Source organism: Mucilaginibacter sp. CSA2-8R (assembly GCF_038806765.1).
Classification (GTDB): domain Bacteria; phylum Bacteroidota; class Bacteroidia; order Sphingobacteriales; family Sphingobacteriaceae; genus Mucilaginibacter.
Genome location: NZ_CP152389.1, coordinates 2,562,727 through 2,582,045, shown reverse-complemented (window position 1 = coordinate 2,582,045; position 19,319 = coordinate 2,562,727). Strand labels below are relative to the sequence as shown.

Sequence of the window (19,319 nt, the reverse complement as noted above, 5' to 3'; positions counted from 1 at the left end):
GGCCTTTAGCAATTTATATGGATAAACGTTTACTCTTCACTTTTTTTTTCTCTCTTGTTTTCGTAAATTTTAGTTACGCACAAACCAACGTTTCCGGAGCGTTAACTGCCAATACAACCTGGACTAAAGCTAAAAGCCCTTACATCATTACGGGTGACGTAAATGTCCCAGCAGGCTTCACCCTAACTATAGAACCGGGGGTTACCGTTGAAAGAAAAAGTCAATCGCAAATATTAATTAACGGGGCCTTAACCGCTATCGGTAATAAGTCTGACAGTATTATTTTCAAGAATACAAGTTCGCCGTCCGCTTTTTTTCTCGATTTTCAAAAAGCTGATTTAAGTACGTCAACTTTAAGTTTCATCAGCTTCAAAGGCGATGGTGTAGGTATAAACAACTTGCGTGTTGGCAATGAAACATCCGCCTCTCCCACAACTTCGAGAAATACAGGTTCACTGACGGTTTCCAACGCCAATCTTAGCAAAAGTTACATTACAACCAATGGTTACAAAGCAACTGCAAGATTAGAGTTAACAGGCTGCTTGGCTATTGAATCCACTTTCCGGAGTTCCTCAACCGATGCTGAGCCTATCAATATATCAAATTCTCAAATATATAATTCTTCAATTATCAGTGACTCCCAAACAGGCGGTATTAACTTAAGTAAGAGTTTTTCGAGAGGTTGTACTTTTTTTGTTGGATGTTGCGATGCAGGCCTAAGCTTAGATAACTGCAAGATTGAAAACTCCTTTATCATTAACAGTTCGAATTTAACTTCGAACGCAACCGGTAAAGTAAGCATAATCAATACAATCTTGCTTAACACACCAATATCCACTACAACGAATACCTATGCTATAAAAAATTCGAAATTTATCGCAACTAAGCCCCTACTTGACAAAAATGGATACAATCCATTGTTCTTAGTCGATGTGGGGCCTGTATCAATCGAAAACTCAGAAATATCAGCGGTCAGAGACCTTAAAATTAGTGGTATAAATATCGGCAAAAGTCCAACCGTTGCAGGTGTAGTCACACTAAAAAACAGTTTGTTCAACGGACTTTTAAACTCAATTACAACAAATAATGCCGCTGTTGACTATCAAATTAATCGTAACAATTTTCTGGAACCAAAAGGCTTTGCTATCAGAGGTTTCAATCTAAACCAAATTGCTGCAGACAATAATTTCTACGAATTAGAAAGCGGTCGGCAGGTTAGCGACGCAGTTTATGAAAATACCAACCCAAAAGGCAAAATCACCTATTTACCAATACTAAACTCGCCATCAACTACCGCACCCGTATCGGCCCCGGATAATGTGGTTAAAAACTACGCTAATGGAGGCATGAAAATCAGCTGGGTCAAAAATTCATCAACAAATATAAAAGGTTACAAAATTTATTGGGGATTTATTGACGCGTTTACCTATGAACATTCTGCTGAAGTAAAGGCGACGGACTCTACCTATACTATTAACAAGGTTTCAAATACTGAAACAGTTGCGGTAACGGCCTTTAACACCAACGCTGATGGTGTTGACGACCAAGTGGATGGCTCTGAGTCATGGTATGCAATTGCGGTATGGCCATCACCGATAATTAAATCTTTCGCACCAAAAACAGCCGGCTTTGATTTTAAGGTTACGATTGACGGATACAATTTTGACAATGTTACTAAAGTAAGCTTTGGCGCAGTATCCGCCACCAATTTTAATATAGTTTCACCGACAAGAGTTGTGGCTACTGTTGGAAATGCAAGAAACGGAAATGTAACGGTTACTAACAGTTTTGGAAGTTATGATAAAGAAGGTTTTGTTTACAGAGCCGGGCCGACAATTATCTCAGTGAAGCCTGCACCGGCTACATCCGGGCTGAAAATTGGAATAAACGGAAGCGATTTATTAGAAACAAATGCGGTATCCATTAGTGGTGTCCCGGTAACGCAGTTTGTCGTGGTTTCCTCAAAGCTTATTGTTGCAACTGTACCTGATGGAGTTAAATCAGGTACTGTTACTGTCGCAACACCTTTCGGCAAGAGTTCTTCGGATGGTTTTGAATACATGCAGTCGCCGGTAATCTCATACCAGGCACCATCAAATTTTGAGGCGGGTACAACAATAACATCACTTACACCCAGCAACAAAGGTGGCGTGGTAGCCGCATCAAATTACGGCAATACTATTACAGTAGCTGGTAATGGACAGGCTACCTCTTCTGATGGTTACAGCACATCGGCGAGCTTTTACAATCCTGTCGGCATTACCGCCGATGAACAGGGCAATCTGTACGTAACCGATCAAAATCCGGGTAAAATAAGGGTTATTACACCGATCGGTAATGTAACCACGCTGGCTGGCAACATTCCGGGTTCTGAGGATGGAGTTGGCGCTGCAGCCGGTTTCTACTCGCCAATTGGCATTACCGTAGGTCAAGACGGAAATATATACGTTGTTGACCAGGGTACGAGCCGTATTCGCAAAATTACACGTGACGGCACGGTGTCTACGCTTGCAGGTAGCAGAACAGCCGGATCTACTAACGGAACCGGAACATCAGCCAGTTTTAATCAGCCTGTCGGCATAGCTTCAGGGCCTGACGGCAATTTGTATGTTGCCGATTACGGCAACAATCTTATACGCAAGGTAACACTGGATGGCGTAGTGACCACATTTGCCGGTAACGGAACTGCCGGATCAACTAATGGCACGGGTAGCGCGGTCAGCTTTTTCCGTCCCGCAGGTATAGCCGTTGACACCGACGGAAACGTTTTTGTTAGCGAAGCTATCGGCAACGTAATTCGTAAAATTACACCATCCGGTATAGCAACCACATTTGCCGGCAGCGGCCGTTCTTCCTATGCTGACGGCGTTGGCACTCAAGCTAGTTTTTCGCAGCCATATGGCCTTACCATAGATAAAGCTGGGACGCTTTATGTTGCCGACCGCAGTACAAGTACCATCCGCGCTATTTCGCCCCAACGTGTTGTAAAAACTATCGCAGGTAGCTGGACAGGTAATAGTGGTAATGCAAATGGCGTAGGCAACAATGCATTATTTAGTCAGCCTACTGGCGTAACTTATGCTGCAGGGAAAATCTATGTAACCGATTGGGGCAACAAGCTTATCCGTTCAATAGATGTTACAGGTTATACCATAAGTCCCGAGCCGCCACCAGGTTTAAGCTTCGACAATAAGACCGGGACATTATCCGGAACGCCGGCAACGCTTTTAGCTGCTACCGATTATTTTATAACAGCTGCTAATATCGTCGGTGCAGGTGCAACAACTCTTAATTTATCAGTCAAATTGCCGCAAGCACCTAAAATTGCTTATGGCAGTTCAACGCCATTTGTCATCAATACCCCAATTGCCCCTTTGTCGCCCAACAACACTGGTGGCCCGGTTAATGATGCCAATACATTTACCCAAGTGTTTTCTGGCGGAGGCTCTGGTAGTGGCTTTGCCGACGGCGACGCAAATACCGCAAGATTTGCAAACGCCAGCGGTATATCTGCTGACCAAAAAGGCAATTTTTACGTGGCAGATACCTACAATAATCGCATCCGTTTTATAAGTGCTAATGGTTCTGTAACTACATTGGCAGGTAGCGGGCTTTCGGGCAGTGCAAACGGTTCGGGGGCAGCGGCAAGTTTCAATGGCCCAACAGACGTTGCAGTTGCTGCATCAGGTATTTTTGTAGTAGACGCCGGCAATAAAAAGATACGTTGGGTTATCCCAAGTGGAGTTGTGACCACCTACGCCGGCAGCGGAACAAATGCTTCGACAGACGGAGCGCCTACAAGTGCAAGTTTCAGCGACCCGAGATACATTGCAGCAGATGATAATGGAAATCTTTATGTTTCTGAAACCGCCGCAGGAAAAATACGTAAGATATCGAACACCGCTTACGTAACTACGTTAGCAAGCAATTTAAACCAACCTAAAGGTTTAGCGGTTGACGCTGTGGGTAACATCTACGTTGCCGAAAGTGGCAACAATCAAATACGCAAAATTACGCCTACCGGCACAACAAGTGTTTTCGTCGCAACTAATACTGATGCGTCTAAAAGCTTTTTTTCTCCTTCGTATGTTACCATCGACGAAGAAGGTAATCTTTTTGTAACAGATCAGAGCAGCTACGTTGCCCGGAAAGTTACTACCAATGGTAGTGTCGAAACTTTGCCCGCATTCAATCCAACAGCATCTCCGGTTACTGCTATTTTTCCGAATGGCATTACTTATGCAGACGGCACGCTGTACATTACCGAAAACGGTAGAATCAAAAAAGTATCCATCAATGGTTATCGCTTGTCGCCAGCTCTCCCTTCAGGTTTGGTATTTGACAAAATTACAGGTATTATCAGCGGTACGCCAACAGTTTTATCAGCGCAAAAAGAATACACGGTCACAGCAACAAACGCTGGAGGCAGCAGCTCAACCAAAGTTACTATTGCCGTTAATGCAACTCCTCCCCTGCCTCAAATTACCGGAATTAAAGGCGACCCGTACGAAGGACAAGTTATATCAATCGCAGGTAAAAATTTCGAATTAACGTCCGCTGTAATGTTTGGCAGTAAACCTGCAGCATCTTTTAAAGTGATTTCACCAACTTTAATCGAAGCAGTTTTAGGAAACGGCGAGAGCGGCGACATTACAGTGCAAACTCCTAATGGCAAAGCAATTTTATCCGGTTTTAATTTTGTTAGCAAACCTGTTATAACATCTGTGAGTCCAATGACTGGCGGTCGTGCGACTACAATAACCATTACTGGCACAGGCATAACTAACTTTACCGATATCACCATAGGCGGTGTAAAACCAGTCACCGTTAGAGCCGACAGATTGCTTACCCAATTAATGGTAGGACTGGGTGACGGAGGAAGCGGTGATATTATAATCACCACAGCAGCCGGAACTGTTACTTATCCGGGCTTTAAATATACAAGCCCTATCATCAAATCAATTACACCGCTTAATGCACGTGCGGCAGACACCGTGACAGTAAAGGGCAGTAACCTTAACGATGTAAAATCAATTAACATCAATGGTTACAACGTTAAATCATTTACTGTCCTGTCAGACTCAGTAATGTTTTTCATACCGGGCAGGGTAACTGCTGGCCAACTCCAGATAGTTGGGAATACTGGAACCGTACAGCCAAGAGATTTTAGATTTATTGCTGGACCTGTTATTGATAACTTTACGCCTACAACAGCAGGTTCTGAAAGAAGACTTACAGGAGGCGCATGGAATAATATCTACATTTCAGGAGACTTTTTAGATGGAGCAACAGCAGTAACCATTGGTGGCACACCGGCAGCTTCATTTAGTGTATCTAACAGGTATAGCATTTTGGCTACAGTGCCCGAGATAATTAAAAACGATGGCCGTATAACGGTAACTACGCCGTTAGGTACTACCACTGCAACCGGATTTAGATTTATACCCAGGCCTCAAATTACGGTTGACGGACCAACAACCTTTGCCAAAGGTAAAAGTGTATTATTAAAAGCCAGTACTGGTCAAGGTTATACTTACCAATGGGTGAAAGGAAATTTTGAAATCCCAGGTGCTACCGGTGCCACTTACACGGCAACCGAGGGCGATTACTACAGTGTTAACATTGCAGTTGATGGTTGGAAAGATCGTAGCGAAGCTGTACTACTGACTTCAGTATTTAATTTACCTGCTACAAATTTCAAAGTAGTTGGCACTAACATCACTTGTAAAGGTCAGGACAACGGTGTTATAGCCATCAAAGCAACCGAGCTGCAAAACTACAGCGCGTTTATCAGAGGGCCGGTTTCAATCGGGCCATCAATTTTTAAAGACAGTTTAAGTGTGCCGGGTTTTCCGCCAGGAACCTACAATGTTTGTATTACAGTAACCGGGCAACCCGACTTCCGTCAGTGCTTTGACCTCGTTATCAGCGAACCAAAAGACCTTTCGGTGTATGCCAGTACCGATAAAGCATCCGGGATGTTGACTCTGGCACTCGCTGGTGGAAATAATTATAACGTCACACTCAACGGCACGGTTTATAAAACCTCGGCCAGCAGCATCACAGTACCTTTACAGTCGGGTAGTAACAAAGTCACGGTAACAACCGACCAACCTTGCCAGGGCACGTTCGAAGAATATTATGTGCAAACTGATAAGCAGTTGCCTTACCCCAACCCTTTCCAGGACGTTATTTATGTTAACCTGGGCGAGGAAATAGTTAGCAAAGCGACCATCAAATTGTATGATGTAAGTACCGGAGCATTGAAGCTTAATCAGCAATTTACGGCACAGTCGGGTGTGGTACGCTTAGATGCGACAGCGTTAAGCATGGGCGTTTACTCGATGCATCTGATGGTAGATGGCAAAGAAAAAGTGTATAAACTCATCAAGAAGTAACATCATGAAAAAGATATTTTTCGGGGCTTTAGCAATAAGCTTCTTATATGGTTGCGGTGGCAGCGGCGGTACGGAACCCGAACCAACACCTGCGGCGCCAGCAAAAGCAATATTAATTACGCCAACTAAAAACGAATTATGTACACAGGGTGTCGTAACATCCGCCACACTGAGCACCGTTACGCTTAAGTGGAGCGAGGCAGCCAATACCGAAAGTTACCAGGTAGATTTAAAAAATCTGGAGACTGGTGCGCTCGCAACTCAAACTATAAATGCTACCACATTAAGCGTTCAGCTATCGCGTAACACGCCTTACGCATGGTCGGTAACCAGCAAATCAACCAAAAGCAGCACAACATCTCAGAGCGAAACCTGGCGTTTTTACAATTCCGGACCTGCCACCACTAATTATGCGCCGTTTCCGGCTGAATTAGTCTCGCCGGCTATCGAAGGTGTGGTTACAGCAGCGAACGGTAAGATCAGCCTCACCTGGAACGGACAAGACGTAGATAATGACATTGCAACTTATGATGTTTACCTCGGCACAACCAATACCCCTTCGCTTTTAAAGGCTGGCTTAACATTGGCTACTTTAACTGACGTTGCCGTAACTAATAATACATACTATTACTGGAAAGTAATTACAAAAGACAGTAAGGGCAACACATCAGATTCGGGCACATACCGGTTTAAAGTAAATTGATGTTGTCTGTAAAAAAATCAATTTTCGCACTAATTTATGGGACACGTTGTTGATATATTTAAAGTAGACCCACAGTTAATTCGTCAGCGGATTAACGATGTTATGGATAATAATTTATATCCATTTACCTTCAAACAGTTTGTAGACCGCAATAATAGCAATGACAGGAGTTCGCAATCAAAGTTGGATGCTGAAGAAATATTGCATAAAATCAGAACTGACATTTATCAGCTAAATGCAGACGAATTGATGGAACTTTTATTTTGGCTAAAGGAAGTAGCGAGCGAAGAGCATAAAGACGATTTTGCATTTGAGGTACCTGCGGTTGAAGCGCATATGGCACGGTACGGGTTTATTTATGTAGAACGCATCAATGACCGAAGCCATTCTTTTTCTTTTACATGGGGTGATTTTTTGTTTTATTACCATAACGACTTTGACGACGAATTTGAGAACCAAGCGCGTGAAACATTTTGTTTGAATGCCGAAGAATTCAACACGTTTATTAGCTATGGGCGGCATCTTTTCGCTAAAATTTTATTGAAAGAAAACTGCGATGCCTATTCAGGTGATGAAGAAATAGTTAGTATCAGCAAGTCGGCAATAACAGATAAAAAGCTCGAAGCGATAGTCGACGATGCCCTGACAAACATTACAAAAATCGAAGAAAGCGAAAGCACCGACACTTGCGAAAACCCCAGCGAAAAAATATACGCGCGTTATTACTGCAATTTGGGCGAATTTGAATATTTATTTTACAGATTTCAATCGCTTTGGGAAGAATACAAAGACAACAGGATGTCAGTAATCCTTTTGTAATTCAATGGTTATATAAACATTTATAAACTTACCTCAGGATTATATCTCCGTCAAACCACTGGGTGCTCCCCCATGGCATCCCCGGCTGCATGGTTCACTATCAGCTTAATTTTTTCGTCAAGTTCAGCCACCGCTCGTTCCATTAATTGCAGTTCGAGGATATTTTCGGCGTGGCCGTCCATTTTTAAAAGAGTCATCAGCCCAAGTATAGAGGCTACCGGCCTGCGCAGTTCGTGTGATTGGATCAGGGCTATTTCGCGCAGAGATTGTTCTTGAGCCGCTACCATTTCTTCCTGCTGCACCTTGCGCGTTATGTCGGTAGAATTAATCGCAACGCCAATAATTTCACCTTCTGTATTAAATGAAGGTTCAAATTTAATCATGTGCCAAACAAAAGGAACTGTATGCTTAATTCTCCGCTTTACAAAAACGGCTGTTCCTTTCAGTGCTTTCTGATAATCTTTGTAAAACATACCTATGTTGTCAGGATGCAAATACAATGACATTGAAGCGCCTTTAATTAAACTTAAATTTAATGAGGCCTGTATGTAGCTGCTCCAGGCTTTGTTAAAGGCTAATATTTCAAAATTAAGCCCAAGCAATAAATGATAATCGATAGAACTTTCAAAAAAGGCACGCAATTCTGTTTCTACCCGACGGGCCTCGTCATGCTGCTCTTTAATAATTTGCAGGCTCACATCAAATTCCAGTAACTGTATAATCTGCCGGGCCAACGAGTGCAACAGTTGTTGTTGCAGATCGGTCAGTATACCTGGCTGCTGGTCTAACACGCATAAGCTGCCCAAATGATGACCATCGGTGGTTATTAAAGGCGAGGCGGCAAAGAAACGTATGCCGGTTTGTCTGCCCATAAATGTTTCATCAGCCAAACATTGGCTATCTAAAACGTCGCTTATCACTACAGCCTTACCATTGTCAACTAAATGATGGCAAAGGCCATCCTGTTTTACCGGTATATCAAAATCAAATGCGTGCTTAAATTTAATGAGTTGCTTATCCTGGTCAATAAGTGAAATAAGTGCTGATGGTTTGCCACATACGTTGGCAGCAAGAGTTACTATCTCCTGCAATTCTTTTTCTTTGCTAAGCTCCAGCTGTAAAAAACGGTTAACCGCTCGCAGTCGCTCTTGTTCTTTAAAAGGCATAAGGTTGATACCTGGTATTATGTGTTCCTGGTGCTAAGTTGCACAATCTTATACGTTTATATCGCATACAGCCCCTATTAATTGGCTTTATTTATCAAAATTTAACCATAACAAAATATAATTACTTACATAATAATATGCCTCTCTAAAATTAATACTCTTGCAGCAATTTGTAACTTTTATTATAATTGGTAACAAACAATTAACGTTACGTTGCGAAAATTTAATTATTTTCGCCCTGCATAAAAAACAAAACGGTGTATTATAATGTAGTTGAGCTGGGGCATTATTATAGCATGCAATTGCATTAATACTTTTGCTAACAATGCCATCATGGTAGCCTGCCGTTTATGTTTTCAATACTCTACCCCTATATCCATCCATGAAAAAATCGCTATTGATTGCTGTTTTAGGCTTAAGCGCCTGCCAGGGCCTTATCGGCAACGACTACCGTAAAAACATCGAAGCTGAGTTACATAAGCGAGTAGCTAACCCCGACGATTTAAATAATGTAGTAATAGGCGATCCTCGACCGGTAAAGGAAACTTTTTATAATACGCCCGAGAGCAAAGCCATGGAGACTAAAGCCGACAGCCTAAAGAAGCAGAGAAATTTTTACGGTGCCGAGATGGATGCAAGCACCACTTTAGAAGAACGCAACCATTACAACCAGCTGGATCAAAAAACGAGTAACGAATTAACACAAACGTTTAACGCCATAAAAACTAAAGCCAAGGCTTTCAAAAGTGATAAAACTTTGGGATGGGAAGTTGAAGTAGTGTTTGGCGGCCTCGACAAGAATAAGCAGCCCCAAACTGACACCTGCTATTTTAAATTGGATGCCGACAAAAATAAAATCACTGATGTTAATGGTATCTCTCTATAGGTTATCTGTTAATTAAACTTTGTAATCATAACGTTAAATGAATTTGGCTTTCAGAAACTTTTTTATTTAACTTTACGCTAAGTGCAGTTTTCCCGAACCGCATTACCTGTATAGCTAACCAATTAAGCAGGAGGCGTTATGAGCGAGCCAATTATTTTTAACAGCGCTGATTTTTGTTTTAGTGATGCCGATAACAGCAACGCTTTAAGTTACAAAGGCAAACCCTTTACCGGCAAGCTTTTTATAAACGGTGGCAGTGACATTGGCAATGAGGTGGTTGATTATGCCGATGGTATGATACATGGGCATGATTTGGTTTTTTACCCAAATGGCAACTCATTGGCAGATAACGTTTATCATCAAGGCCGTTGTGTTTCGCAAAAAGAGTGGTATGATGACGGAAAACCCAGAAAAGAATGGGACGTCAACACAGAGCATTTGTGGGATTGCGATGGCATGTTAGCAAAAGATAATGCGCAATGGCTATATAAAAATGGCCAGCCAATTGAGGAGCAAAGCCATCACCACACTTCATATTTCTCACCGTCGGGAGACCTCGCAGTAAAGCAGGTTTATACCGAATTGGGCAACGGCAGGTATTGTAATGTATCTTATTATTATGACCATGTATTAAGACAGTGCTTTGAGGCGCTATTCACCAACTATTATCCGGAATTGGACACACATTTCTCGCGCTGCCAACTATTGCCCGGCTGGCTGAATGCCGTTTATCAAGAAAACAGCAATCTGGGTTATAAATTAATGGATAGTTTAATCAATCATTCAACACGGCAAACGCGCGAATTAGCTGTTGAGTTAAAGACGAATGCAATAAACAAGGAAAACTTAAACGCCAAAGCAGATCATCTGCTTCCGCCTGTTCCTAACCATATAGTAGTAAAGTTAGATTTTGATACTCGCTTTTGACACTTACTATTTTGGTGACCAGGCAAAAACTGTATGCCTCGCATTCGAAACATGGGCTGCCACCGAAGCTGCAATGGTTTATAGCGAAACACTGGTTGGTATAGCCAACTATGTGCCCGGTCAGTTTTATAAACGTGAGCTTCCCTGCATTCTAAGCTTGCTTCAACAAATTGATATTACCAATGTTAAGGCCATTGTGGTTGACGGATATGTATACTTGAACGACGAACATGCACCTGGTTTGGGCCGCCATCTGTATGATGCAGTGCAGCGTAAAATACCAATAATTGGTGTAGCAAAATCTAACTTTGCTACCTTAAACAAATCTAAACTCCTGCTACTAAGAGGTAGCAGCATAAACCCGCTGTACATCACTTCTGTGGGCATCGATCTGCAAACTGCAGGACAATATATTGCGGCGATGACTGGCCTTTACCGCATTCCAACATTGTTGAAAGCTTTGGATAGGGAAACGAAAACCGTATAACTTTGTTGAAATTTCGGGTTTTTCTTTTCTGTAACCTTAGCATATACCGTTGTAACGACCAGGGCTTACGCGCCCAATAATTATCTGATAAACATTTCGTTTCTTAAATAATGATAAGTAGCCGCTTCATACAGTAAGATGGGATGTACAAATCGAAGAATGGTATAGCTCAAACAAATACTGCCAACCCGTCGTTGTAAACATAAAATTTGTTAAAAACAGCAAGCTCCATCTTCAAAAGGTAACACAAAATCAAGTATGGCATACAGAAATGCGACTGAAAAGCTGTAGCACAAAACTTGTTAATGGCGATGTTTTTTTATTGTGAAAATTGCACAATAAATTCGATTTTTTTTAGTATTTAATAAATAATTTACTTTTGTAAAGGTGGCGCTTAGTAGATTTTATATCGTTCGGCAGTCATACTTGTTTACTACTTATGAAAAACCATGCATTTTTGATCCAGGCTCATGCATATCCTAATCAGCTTTTTGATATTGTTAATTTATTAAAGGCTGATAATCATTTCTTCTTCATCAACATCGACGCTAAAAACAGCCGGGCTTTTACCAAACAAGATTTGCAGCAACTAAAACGCATCAAGAATGTGCACCTGTCAGACAAAAATATTATCGTCAATCACGGAGGCTTCAGTCAGATAGAATGTACAATTTCATTATTAAAGCAGGCATTTAATCATCCTGTCAATATTGATTATTTTCACTCATTATCTGGCCAAGACTACCCTTGCATGAACAACAGTAATTTTGATGGTCTATTTGAGAATAACAATAACAGCTATATGCACTTTGATTCGCCTGGAGAAATAACTGAATGGCAGAAAGACAAGTATCCATGGCGAATTAACAATTACCATCTGATAGACGAATTATATATACCCTATTTAAATGTTAGCTATCCCTCAATTTTAACGCGATTGGCTTTGAAAGTAAACGACAAATTAAAGTTAAAAAGAAGTGAAATACCGAATTTGATAGGTGGGTGGAGTTGGTTTAGTTGGCACAGAAAAGTAACAGAATACGTATTAAATTATCTGTCGGATAATCCAAGCTACCTGAAAAGGTTTAAGCTGACCTGTTGTGGGGATGAAATCATATTCCATACCTTATTAAACGATGTTGCTGAGGAATTAGGTATCGAAAAATACAATTCATTAAGATATATTGAATGGCATCCCAAGAGGGAAAGCCCAACATTTCCGTTAGTATTAGATGAACGGGAATATGATGATATAACAAAAAGCGGAGCTGTATTTTGCAGAAAATTACACCCTGAAAAATCGGAAGGTTTAATAGAAAGATTAAAGGAGCGCATAAATCGAAATTTTATTTTCAGTCATTAATTATAACCAAGCTATCCTGTAAATTTACAGGATAGCTTGGTTATAAAATTGCCGGATAGCCTACTATCCGGCAATTTTATTTAGCGTCCACTGCAGCAGAAGTTTCCTCGCTATACACGCCCCAGCAAAAGCCGAATTTGTCCACCAGATTACCCATAGTACCTGCAAAAAAGTCGTGTATCGGATGCGTGACATTTCCGCCTTCGGCCAGCTTTTCAAACTTTTCAACTGCCTCTTGGCGAGTATTACATACTAACATTAGCGCAACTGGTTGAGCGACTGTAGTAGCTGATGAGTCCGGCATTTCCGATCCCAATAAACTTAATTCGCCGTTATTGAGGCTGGAGTGCAGCACCAGGTCTTGCATATGAGGCGGCATTTGTCCGGCCATGGGCGATTCTTTAACAATCATGATTTCTACCTCGCCGCCCAGGCAGTGCTGATAAAAAGTCATTGCCTCACGGCAGTTGTCTTTAAAATGCAAGTAAGCTACTATTTTGGCCATATTATTATTTGTTAAGGTTTATACCGATTTAACTTGTTTATTAATAGCACTGATGCTGTTATGATTGTAACTGATTAAAAACTTCAATAACTGAAAGTGTAAGTATTAATGTTAATGATTGAAAAACTCGCCGAAGTGCCATAAGATACCGGATGGGTCGATCAGGAAACATTCGCGTCCCCAAGGTTCGGTGCGGATAGGCATTAGCTTGGTACCAGGATATTTGCCGGGTAAATCCAGTGCTGATAACTCGTTGAAATAGCGGCTTACATCGTCCACTTCTATAAATACCATTGTGTTGTCTATCCAGTCTTTCATATAAGCATCCTGTAGGTAAAAGGCCACGCTGTCCATTCTTAATAAAGACATGTTAGGCGACAACACCACTTCCTCGCAACCTAAATCGCGGTAAAAATATCTGGACTGCTCAAAGTTTCTTGAACCGATGAATGGCCGTATTGATTGTGTTTGATGTTTCATGACTGGCTTTGTATCTTTTGGATGGGTAGCTATAAAAGTAATCATAAGTGAGCATTACTGCGCTTCATTAAAATCAAAAATTGCCTACCCAAAATGCAATAGCTACCGGTTTGTTGCAGGCCTTTTAAGCAAACGCTCTTGGTTATAAACTATTTTAAAAAACCACGCACTTGGTTGTTGACCAGATAAAGACCCAACCAAACCAGCAACCCAAAAACTAAAGCAAAATAAACCGGCTGCCCGGCACGCATCATGATAGCCATAGCGCCGCCTAAATAACCAGTGAGCAATATGGCGCCCCAAACAGCGGTGCGTGGTAGAGCGTAAAGCAGCGTGCAAATTAATAAGGTGAAGCCAATGCCCGGAATGGCATTTACCGGTATCCCTAATGCCGCAGACCCGCTGATAGCATGCTGCTCTTTGATGATTTTGCACACAGCATCAAACAATAAGAACAGTACACACAAACCGCTAATGATACGGCCCGCCCAAAGTGCTGTTTTAGAGGTGGCGGGTTTGTTAATTGCTGATAATGCTGCTTCCATAATTTTATGCAGTAATTGGTGTTTAGTTTTTGCATATCAAAGTTACGACTACCTCCACCCTGCTGTACTACCTGATACGGACTAAGGCAGGGGGCAAATGCGACATTTACCCATGATTTTTGAGATCAGACATCGCGCTGATTAATACACATTTATTAGATTTGAAGATAATCAAAATTATAACACCTCACCATTACCAGTTGTAAACCATGAAACGCGTCACCATTTTAGTACCTTACGAAGCGGTTCCGTCGGCCATCGTCGACCCACGCTACATGTTTACTGCCGTTAACATGTTTTTAAGTAAAACAGGGCAGCCGCCTGCTTTTGAGGTACAGTTAGCTGGCTTATCGGCACAAGTACCATTAAATGGCGGCAGTTTTATAGTAAACACCGACATCCTGATTGACGACCTGCCGGAAACTGATTTGGTAATCATTCCTGCCTTATCTGGCGATATGCAAAGCATGATTGCGCTGAACGAAGCGTTTAAGCCTTGGATAATTAAACAATATCATCAAGGTGCCGAGGTGGCATCCCTTTGTTTAGGCGCTTTTTTGCTGGCTTCTACCGGATTACTGGATGGTAAAGCATGTTCTACACATTGGTTATCGGCCAATGAGTTTAGGTCCATGTTCCAGGCCGTAAGCATGACCGAGGGAAGCATTATCACCGAAATTGACGGGCTATATTCCAGCGGCGGCGCCAGTTCGTATTGGAACTTACTGTTGCACTTAATCGAAAAATATGCCGGTCGCGAGCTTTCTATCATGGCAGCTAAATTTTTTGCCATTGAAATTGATCGCCAAAGCCAGTCAGCCTTTGTAATGTTTAATGGTCAAAAACGGCACGAAGATCATCCTATCAAACTTGCACAAGAATATATTGAGCAACATTACCGCGACAAACTAAATATTGATGACCTGGCCGATCGTTTTGCCATCGGCCGTCGCCATTTCGAGCGGCGCTTTAAAAAAGCAACCAGTAATACCCCTGCTGCTTATATACAAAGGGTAAAGGTAGAGGCAGCAAAAAAGCAGTTAGAAAATTCGTCAAAAAATGTGAACGAGGTGATGTACGAAGTGGGCTATACTGACCAGAAGGCATTTCGAAATATTTTTAAAAAGCTTACTGGCTTGTCGCCGGTAGATTATAAAATGAAATATAACCGCACGGCGGCTGCGTAATTTGAAGCATCCATGAAAAAGCCGCGGGGTTTAAAAAGATATTTTAAGAATTTGACAGTACAAAATGAGTTTACTAAGAAAGAATTGGCCGATATAAGCAATCCCACCTACAGGCAACTCAACTTTCATATTCATTTTGATAATTATGGTTATGGCAATAACAGTTTTAAAAAAAGGAAACCGCATCTTGATAAACTGATAAGGCATTTTGAATATGCTGTACAGGAGACTGCATTGGCAAGCGCTGATGCTCAACTCTATGCTGTTTTACTAAATACCAATAGCCGCAGCGATGCCCTATTTTTCAATCGAGCCATCTATAATTGCGATCCATTTCCCTTTAAAGTGTCAGATTTATCTGAACAGTCTACGCTGACAAACGAGCCACTTAACGCCTATATTCAAAATCTCGAAGGATATAATAAACTGTATGGAATCGCAGCCGAACCGTTTTGTTTGATTTTCAAAAGCGCGGTTTGTCTACCATTTTAATTGCAAGTCGCGCTTATTTTAAACTTTCAAAGCACCCATTCCATAAAATCCTGCACATCTATAATACTCCAGGCATGAGGATGACGAACGTGACCCGGCTGGCGGTATCCCCTATTGTTTGTCAGTATCAACTCTGCCTGGTTATCGGGTATATGTTTCAGTTGCCGGTAAAAGGCTGAGCAATCCACCACATTCATGTCACTTACCTGCATATCGTGAGCTAAGTACCAGTTTATATCCGGCTCACAATAAATTCTGAGCTTGGTAACGTTAAAGGCCCGACCGGCTACAGATGTGTCGTTTATTGGCGAAAAGGAATTTAGTTGCTCAGTTAGACTACCAGAGCTGGCAAAAGGGTCTTCCAATAAATCTGCAATAACTTTATCTCCCATCTGCTTAAGCGAATGATGCAGGCGCGCCAATTCTAACGGCGGATCAACGGCATAGACCCGGGTAATATTAAAATTTCCTTTCAGCAATTTTGCTTTATACTGCTGGTGAAACCGGATAGCGATGGTACCTCCTACCGACATGCCTCCTAAAATTATAGGCATCGCATGATCATGCGGAAATTGAGTTAGCAGCAAATTAGATAACATTAGTCTTAAATTTTGCATGTCGTCGTCTTTTATGGCTAAATGCATATTATCATCAGACAATACCGGAATCATTATTGTATAGCCGTTTCTGTACATCGAATCGGCCAAAGGTGACTGAAAAAGCGGCGAGTACACTGCATCCGTTAAGCCAGGCAACATAACCATAACTCCCCTTGCATGTGGTGTTATTGGCTTTTTAATGATGTAATATGTCCCCTTTTTAAAAGCCGTATTAAAAACTTTAGGTGGCGGCCCTTCCTGTGCCCAAGCGTTGAAACCTAAAAAAACAGCAAAAATTAGTAATGCGATCTTCATCATAATTTAATCAGTACGCCGTAAATATAGATTAAAGACAGAGCATTGGCTGGCTTAAATCAAACCAAACCTTCTGTAATTGCATCCATTTATTTTAAAGGCCAACCTTGTACGCCTGGCACAAATAGTTTTAACAATCGAAACATAGGCCCCCCATTAAGGTTAACTATTAGTAAGTCCTCTCAACTCAAACAAAAATTTATTAATGAAAAACGATCCTACAGCTGATACTAAAAATTTAGATAAAGGTGCACAGCCGGCAAATCTAAAAACCGAAAATCTGGCGCCACATACTGCTGATGCCACCGGCGAGTTTATGACCACTAATACCGGCCTAAAAATCAATGACGATAATAATTCATTAAAAGCCGGAGACCGTGGTCCAACCTTGTTGGAGGATTTTATTCTGCGCGAAAAAATCACTCACTTTGATCACGAACGTATACCTGAACGTGTAGTACATGCACGTGGTTCGGGCGCACATGGTGTTTTTAAATTGTACGAATCTCAATCGTCGCTTACTAAGGCTAATTTTCTAAACGATACCGAGGTTGAAACACCTGTATTCGTTCGTTTCTCTACTGTAGCAGGTTCAAAAGGGTCGACCGATATGGCGCGCGATGTGCGGGGTTTTGCGGTACGCTTTTATACCCAAGAGGGCAACTTTGACTTGGTGGGCAATAACATACCGGTATTTTTTATTCAGGATGCCATCAAGTTTCCGGATTTAATTCACGCTGTGAAACCGGAGCCGGATAACGAAATACCTCAGGCTGCTTCAGCTCATGATACTTTTTGGGATTTTATTTCATTGACGCCTGAGTCGGCACACATGATTATGTGGGCCATGAGTGACCGTGCCCTGCCGCGCAGCTTACGTATGATGGAAGGGTTTGGCGTGCACACTTTCCGTTTTGTAAACGACGAAGGTAAGGCCTGCTTTGTAAAATTTCATTGGAAACCTCTATTAGGCGTGCATTCTGTTGCCTGGGACGAAGCTCAAAATATATCGGGCAAAGACCCCGACTTTCACCGTCGTGACTTGTGGGACGCGATTGACAGCGGCGCTTTTCCGGAGTGGGAATTAGGAGTGCAAATTGTGCCGGAGGAAGATGAATTTAAGTACGAGTTTGATTTACTCGATTCAACTAAAATCATTCCCGAAGAATTAGTGCCTGTACAACGTATCGGTAAGATGACGCTGAACCGTAATCCAGACAACTTTTTCGCCGAAACAGAGCAGGTGGCTTTTCACTTAGGTCATATTGTACCAGGTATAGATTTTTCGAATGATCCGCTTTTGCAAGGCCGCTTATTCTCTTACACTGATACACAGCTAACCCGTTTAGGCGGTCCAAACTTTCAGGAAATTCCTATTAACAGACCTGTAGTACCCGTGCACAACAATCAACGCGACGGTTTTATGCGGCAAACCATTAACAAAGGTAAAACCAGTTACAGCCCCAACGCTATTGGCAATAACGACCCACGCCAGGCAAAAACATCCGAAGGCGGCTTTGCCAGCTATCCGGAAAGAATTGCAGCCAGTAAAGTGAGGGCGCGCAGCAAAAGCTTTTTCGATCACTTTAGTCAAGCCACTTTATTTTTCAATAGCCAATCTGACCCGGAAAAGAATCACATTGTAGATGCATTGAGTTTTGAGTTAGGCAAGGTTAAAACAGTTGCTATCCGTGAGCGTATGCTGGTATTTTTATCAGAGATTGATAAAAGCCTGGCCACCCAGGTAGCTTATGCACTGGGGCTACACATTCCAAAGAAACTTGAAAACCAGCTTAATCAAAACATACCTGCCGATGCAAACCCTGCTGACTATGCCTCAACCAAAGGCGAAAGCTCTGTTGATAAATCGGACGCATTGAGTATGGCTAACACAATTAAAGACAGCATTAAAACCCGTAAAGTAGCGATTATAGCTGCTGACGGTGTAGACGAAAAATCGCTGAGTGTTATTAAAAAAGCTATTGAAGATGCAGGCGGAGTAACCGAAGTGATTGCACCAAGACTGGGCTATATCACATCAGCCAATGACGAAAAAATTCATGTAGATGAAAGTCTGCTAACTGCAGCGTCAGTTTTGTTTGATGCTGTATATGTACCAGGAGGTACCAACAGCGTGGCTACCTTAGAAGCAGAGGGCGATGCCGTGCACTTTTTAAACGAGGCATTTAAACATTGCAAGCCTATTGCCGCTGATGAACAGGCGCAGCAGGTTTTAGAGGCTACTTACTTTAGTAAAAAGGTAGAAAACGATGAAGGTGTAATTACAGGTAGTGATGCCCAGCAGTTGGCCACACAATTTGTTGAAGCCATCAAACAACACCGTTTCTGGCAGCGCGAAAAATCACGAAAAATTCCGGCATAAGCTCGAAATATAGGTAATAAAATTAAACGGCCCTGCAAAACCGCAGGGCCGTTTAATTTTATAA

Annotated in this window: 15 protein-coding genes; 10 read left to right on the top strand and 5 right to left on the bottom strand. The window is 42.0% G+C overall.

Going from position 1 to position 19,319, the window contains the following annotated elements:
- The first annotated feature begins 17 nt into the window (after window positions 1-17).
- From AAGR14_RS10710 to AAGR14_RS10700, 3 genes are read left to right on the top strand one after another with little or no spacing between them, the layout of a single operon-like run.
- Complete coding sequence (locus AAGR14_RS10710) at window positions 18-6,398, top strand: putative Ig domain-containing protein (RefSeq protein WP_342648588.1); 6,381 nt, start codon at window positions 18-20, stop codon at window positions 6,396-6,398.
- 4 nt (window positions 6,399-6,402) lie between these two features.
- Window positions 6,403-7,101 carry a hypothetical protein gene (locus AAGR14_RS10705; RefSeq protein ID WP_342648587.1) on the top strand — a complete coding sequence of 233 codons (699 nt, stop codon included), beginning with the start codon at window positions 6,403-6,405 and terminating at the stop codon, window positions 7,099-7,101.
- A gap of 36 nt (window positions 7,102-7,137) precedes the next feature.
- Window positions 7,138-7,920 carry a hypothetical protein gene (locus AAGR14_RS10700; RefSeq protein WP_342648586.1) on the top strand — a complete coding sequence of 261 codons (783 nt, stop codon included), beginning with the start codon at window positions 7,138-7,140 and terminating at the stop codon, window positions 7,918-7,920.
- A gap of 50 nt (window positions 7,921-7,970) precedes the next feature.
- On the opposite strand, the gene AAGR14_RS10695 is transcribed toward AAGR14_RS10700, so the two are convergent.
- Window positions 7,971-9,086, bottom strand: a complete 1,116-nt coding sequence (locus AAGR14_RS10695; protein ID WP_342648585.1) for a GAF domain-containing protein — start codon at window positions 9,084-9,086, stop codon at window positions 7,971-7,973.
- A gap of 382 nt (window positions 9,087-9,468) precedes the next feature.
- On the opposite strand from AAGR14_RS10695, the gene AAGR14_RS10690 reads away from it, so the two are divergent.
- From AAGR14_RS10690 to AAGR14_RS10675, 4 genes are all read left to right on the top strand, one after another.
- Window positions 9,469-9,972: a hypothetical protein gene (locus AAGR14_RS10690; protein ID WP_342648584.1), complete on the top strand. Its 504-nt coding sequence runs from the start codon at window positions 9,469-9,471 to the stop codon at window positions 9,970-9,972.
- 138 nt (window positions 9,973-10,110) lie between these two features.
- Entirely contained in the window at window positions 10,111-10,899 is a 789-nt protein-coding gene (locus AAGR14_RS10685; protein WP_342648583.1) for a hypothetical protein, read from the top strand.
- Window positions 10,883-11,386 (top strand): endonuclease V, encoded by a 504-nt coding sequence (locus AAGR14_RS10680; RefSeq protein ID WP_342648582.1) that lies wholly within the window; start codon window positions 10,883-10,885, stop codon window positions 11,384-11,386. Before AAGR14_RS10685 ends, AAGR14_RS10680 begins: the two co-directional genes overlap by 17 nt.
- Before the next feature lie 439 nt (window positions 11,387-11,825).
- Window positions 11,826-12,749 carry a beta-1,6-N-acetylglucosaminyltransferase gene (locus tag AAGR14_RS10675; RefSeq protein WP_342648581.1) on the top strand — a complete coding sequence of 308 codons (924 nt, stop codon included), beginning with the start codon at window positions 11,826-11,828 and terminating at the stop codon, window positions 12,747-12,749.
- A 76-nt stretch (window positions 12,750-12,825) separates the two neighbouring features.
- Here the strand turns inward: AAGR14_RS10675 and AAGR14_RS10670 are convergent, their stop codons facing one another.
- The 3 genes from AAGR14_RS10670 to AAGR14_RS10660 form a co-directional block, all read right to left on the bottom strand.
- Entirely contained in the window at window positions 12,826-13,254 is a 429-nt protein-coding gene (locus AAGR14_RS10670) for a VOC family protein (RefSeq protein WP_342648580.1), read from the bottom strand.
- Between the two features lie 111 nt (window positions 13,255-13,365).
- On the bottom strand, window positions 13,366-13,734 hold the full coding sequence (locus AAGR14_RS10665; RefSeq protein WP_342648579.1) for a glyoxalase: 369 nt from the start codon (window positions 13,732-13,734) through the stop codon (window positions 13,366-13,368).
- A gap of 149 nt (window positions 13,735-13,883) precedes the next feature.
- Window positions 13,884-14,279, bottom strand: coding sequence for a DoxX family protein (locus tag AAGR14_RS10660; RefSeq protein WP_342648578.1), 396 nt, complete (start codon window positions 14,277-14,279; stop codon window positions 13,884-13,886).
- Between the two features lie 209 nt (window positions 14,280-14,488).
- Here AAGR14_RS10660 and AAGR14_RS10655 point away from each other — a divergent pair, with 209 nt between their 5' ends.
- Both AAGR14_RS10655 and AAGR14_RS10650 read left to right on the top strand, forming a co-directional pair.
- On the top strand, window positions 14,489-15,466 hold the full coding sequence (locus AAGR14_RS10655) for a helix-turn-helix domain-containing protein (protein WP_342648577.1): 978 nt from the start codon (window positions 14,489-14,491) through the stop codon (window positions 15,464-15,466).
- A 12-nt stretch (window positions 15,467-15,478) separates the two neighbouring features.
- Window positions 15,479-15,958, top strand: a complete 480-nt coding sequence (locus tag AAGR14_RS10650) for a hypothetical protein (protein ID WP_342648576.1) — start codon at window positions 15,479-15,481, stop codon at window positions 15,956-15,958.
- A 26-nt stretch (window positions 15,959-15,984) separates the two neighbouring features.
- Here AAGR14_RS10650 and AAGR14_RS10645 read toward each other — a convergent pair whose 3' ends face one another.
- Complete coding sequence (locus tag AAGR14_RS10645; protein ID WP_342648575.1) at window positions 15,985-16,875, bottom strand: hypothetical protein; 891 nt, start codon at window positions 16,873-16,875, stop codon at window positions 15,985-15,987.
- A 202-nt stretch (window positions 16,876-17,077) separates the two neighbouring features.
- On the opposite strand from AAGR14_RS10645, the gene AAGR14_RS10640 reads away from it, so the two are divergent.
- On the top strand, window positions 17,078-19,255 hold the full coding sequence (locus AAGR14_RS10640; protein WP_342648574.1) for a catalase: 2,178 nt from the start codon (window positions 17,078-17,080) through the stop codon (window positions 19,253-19,255).
- Window positions 19,256-19,319 lie beyond the last annotated feature (64 nt).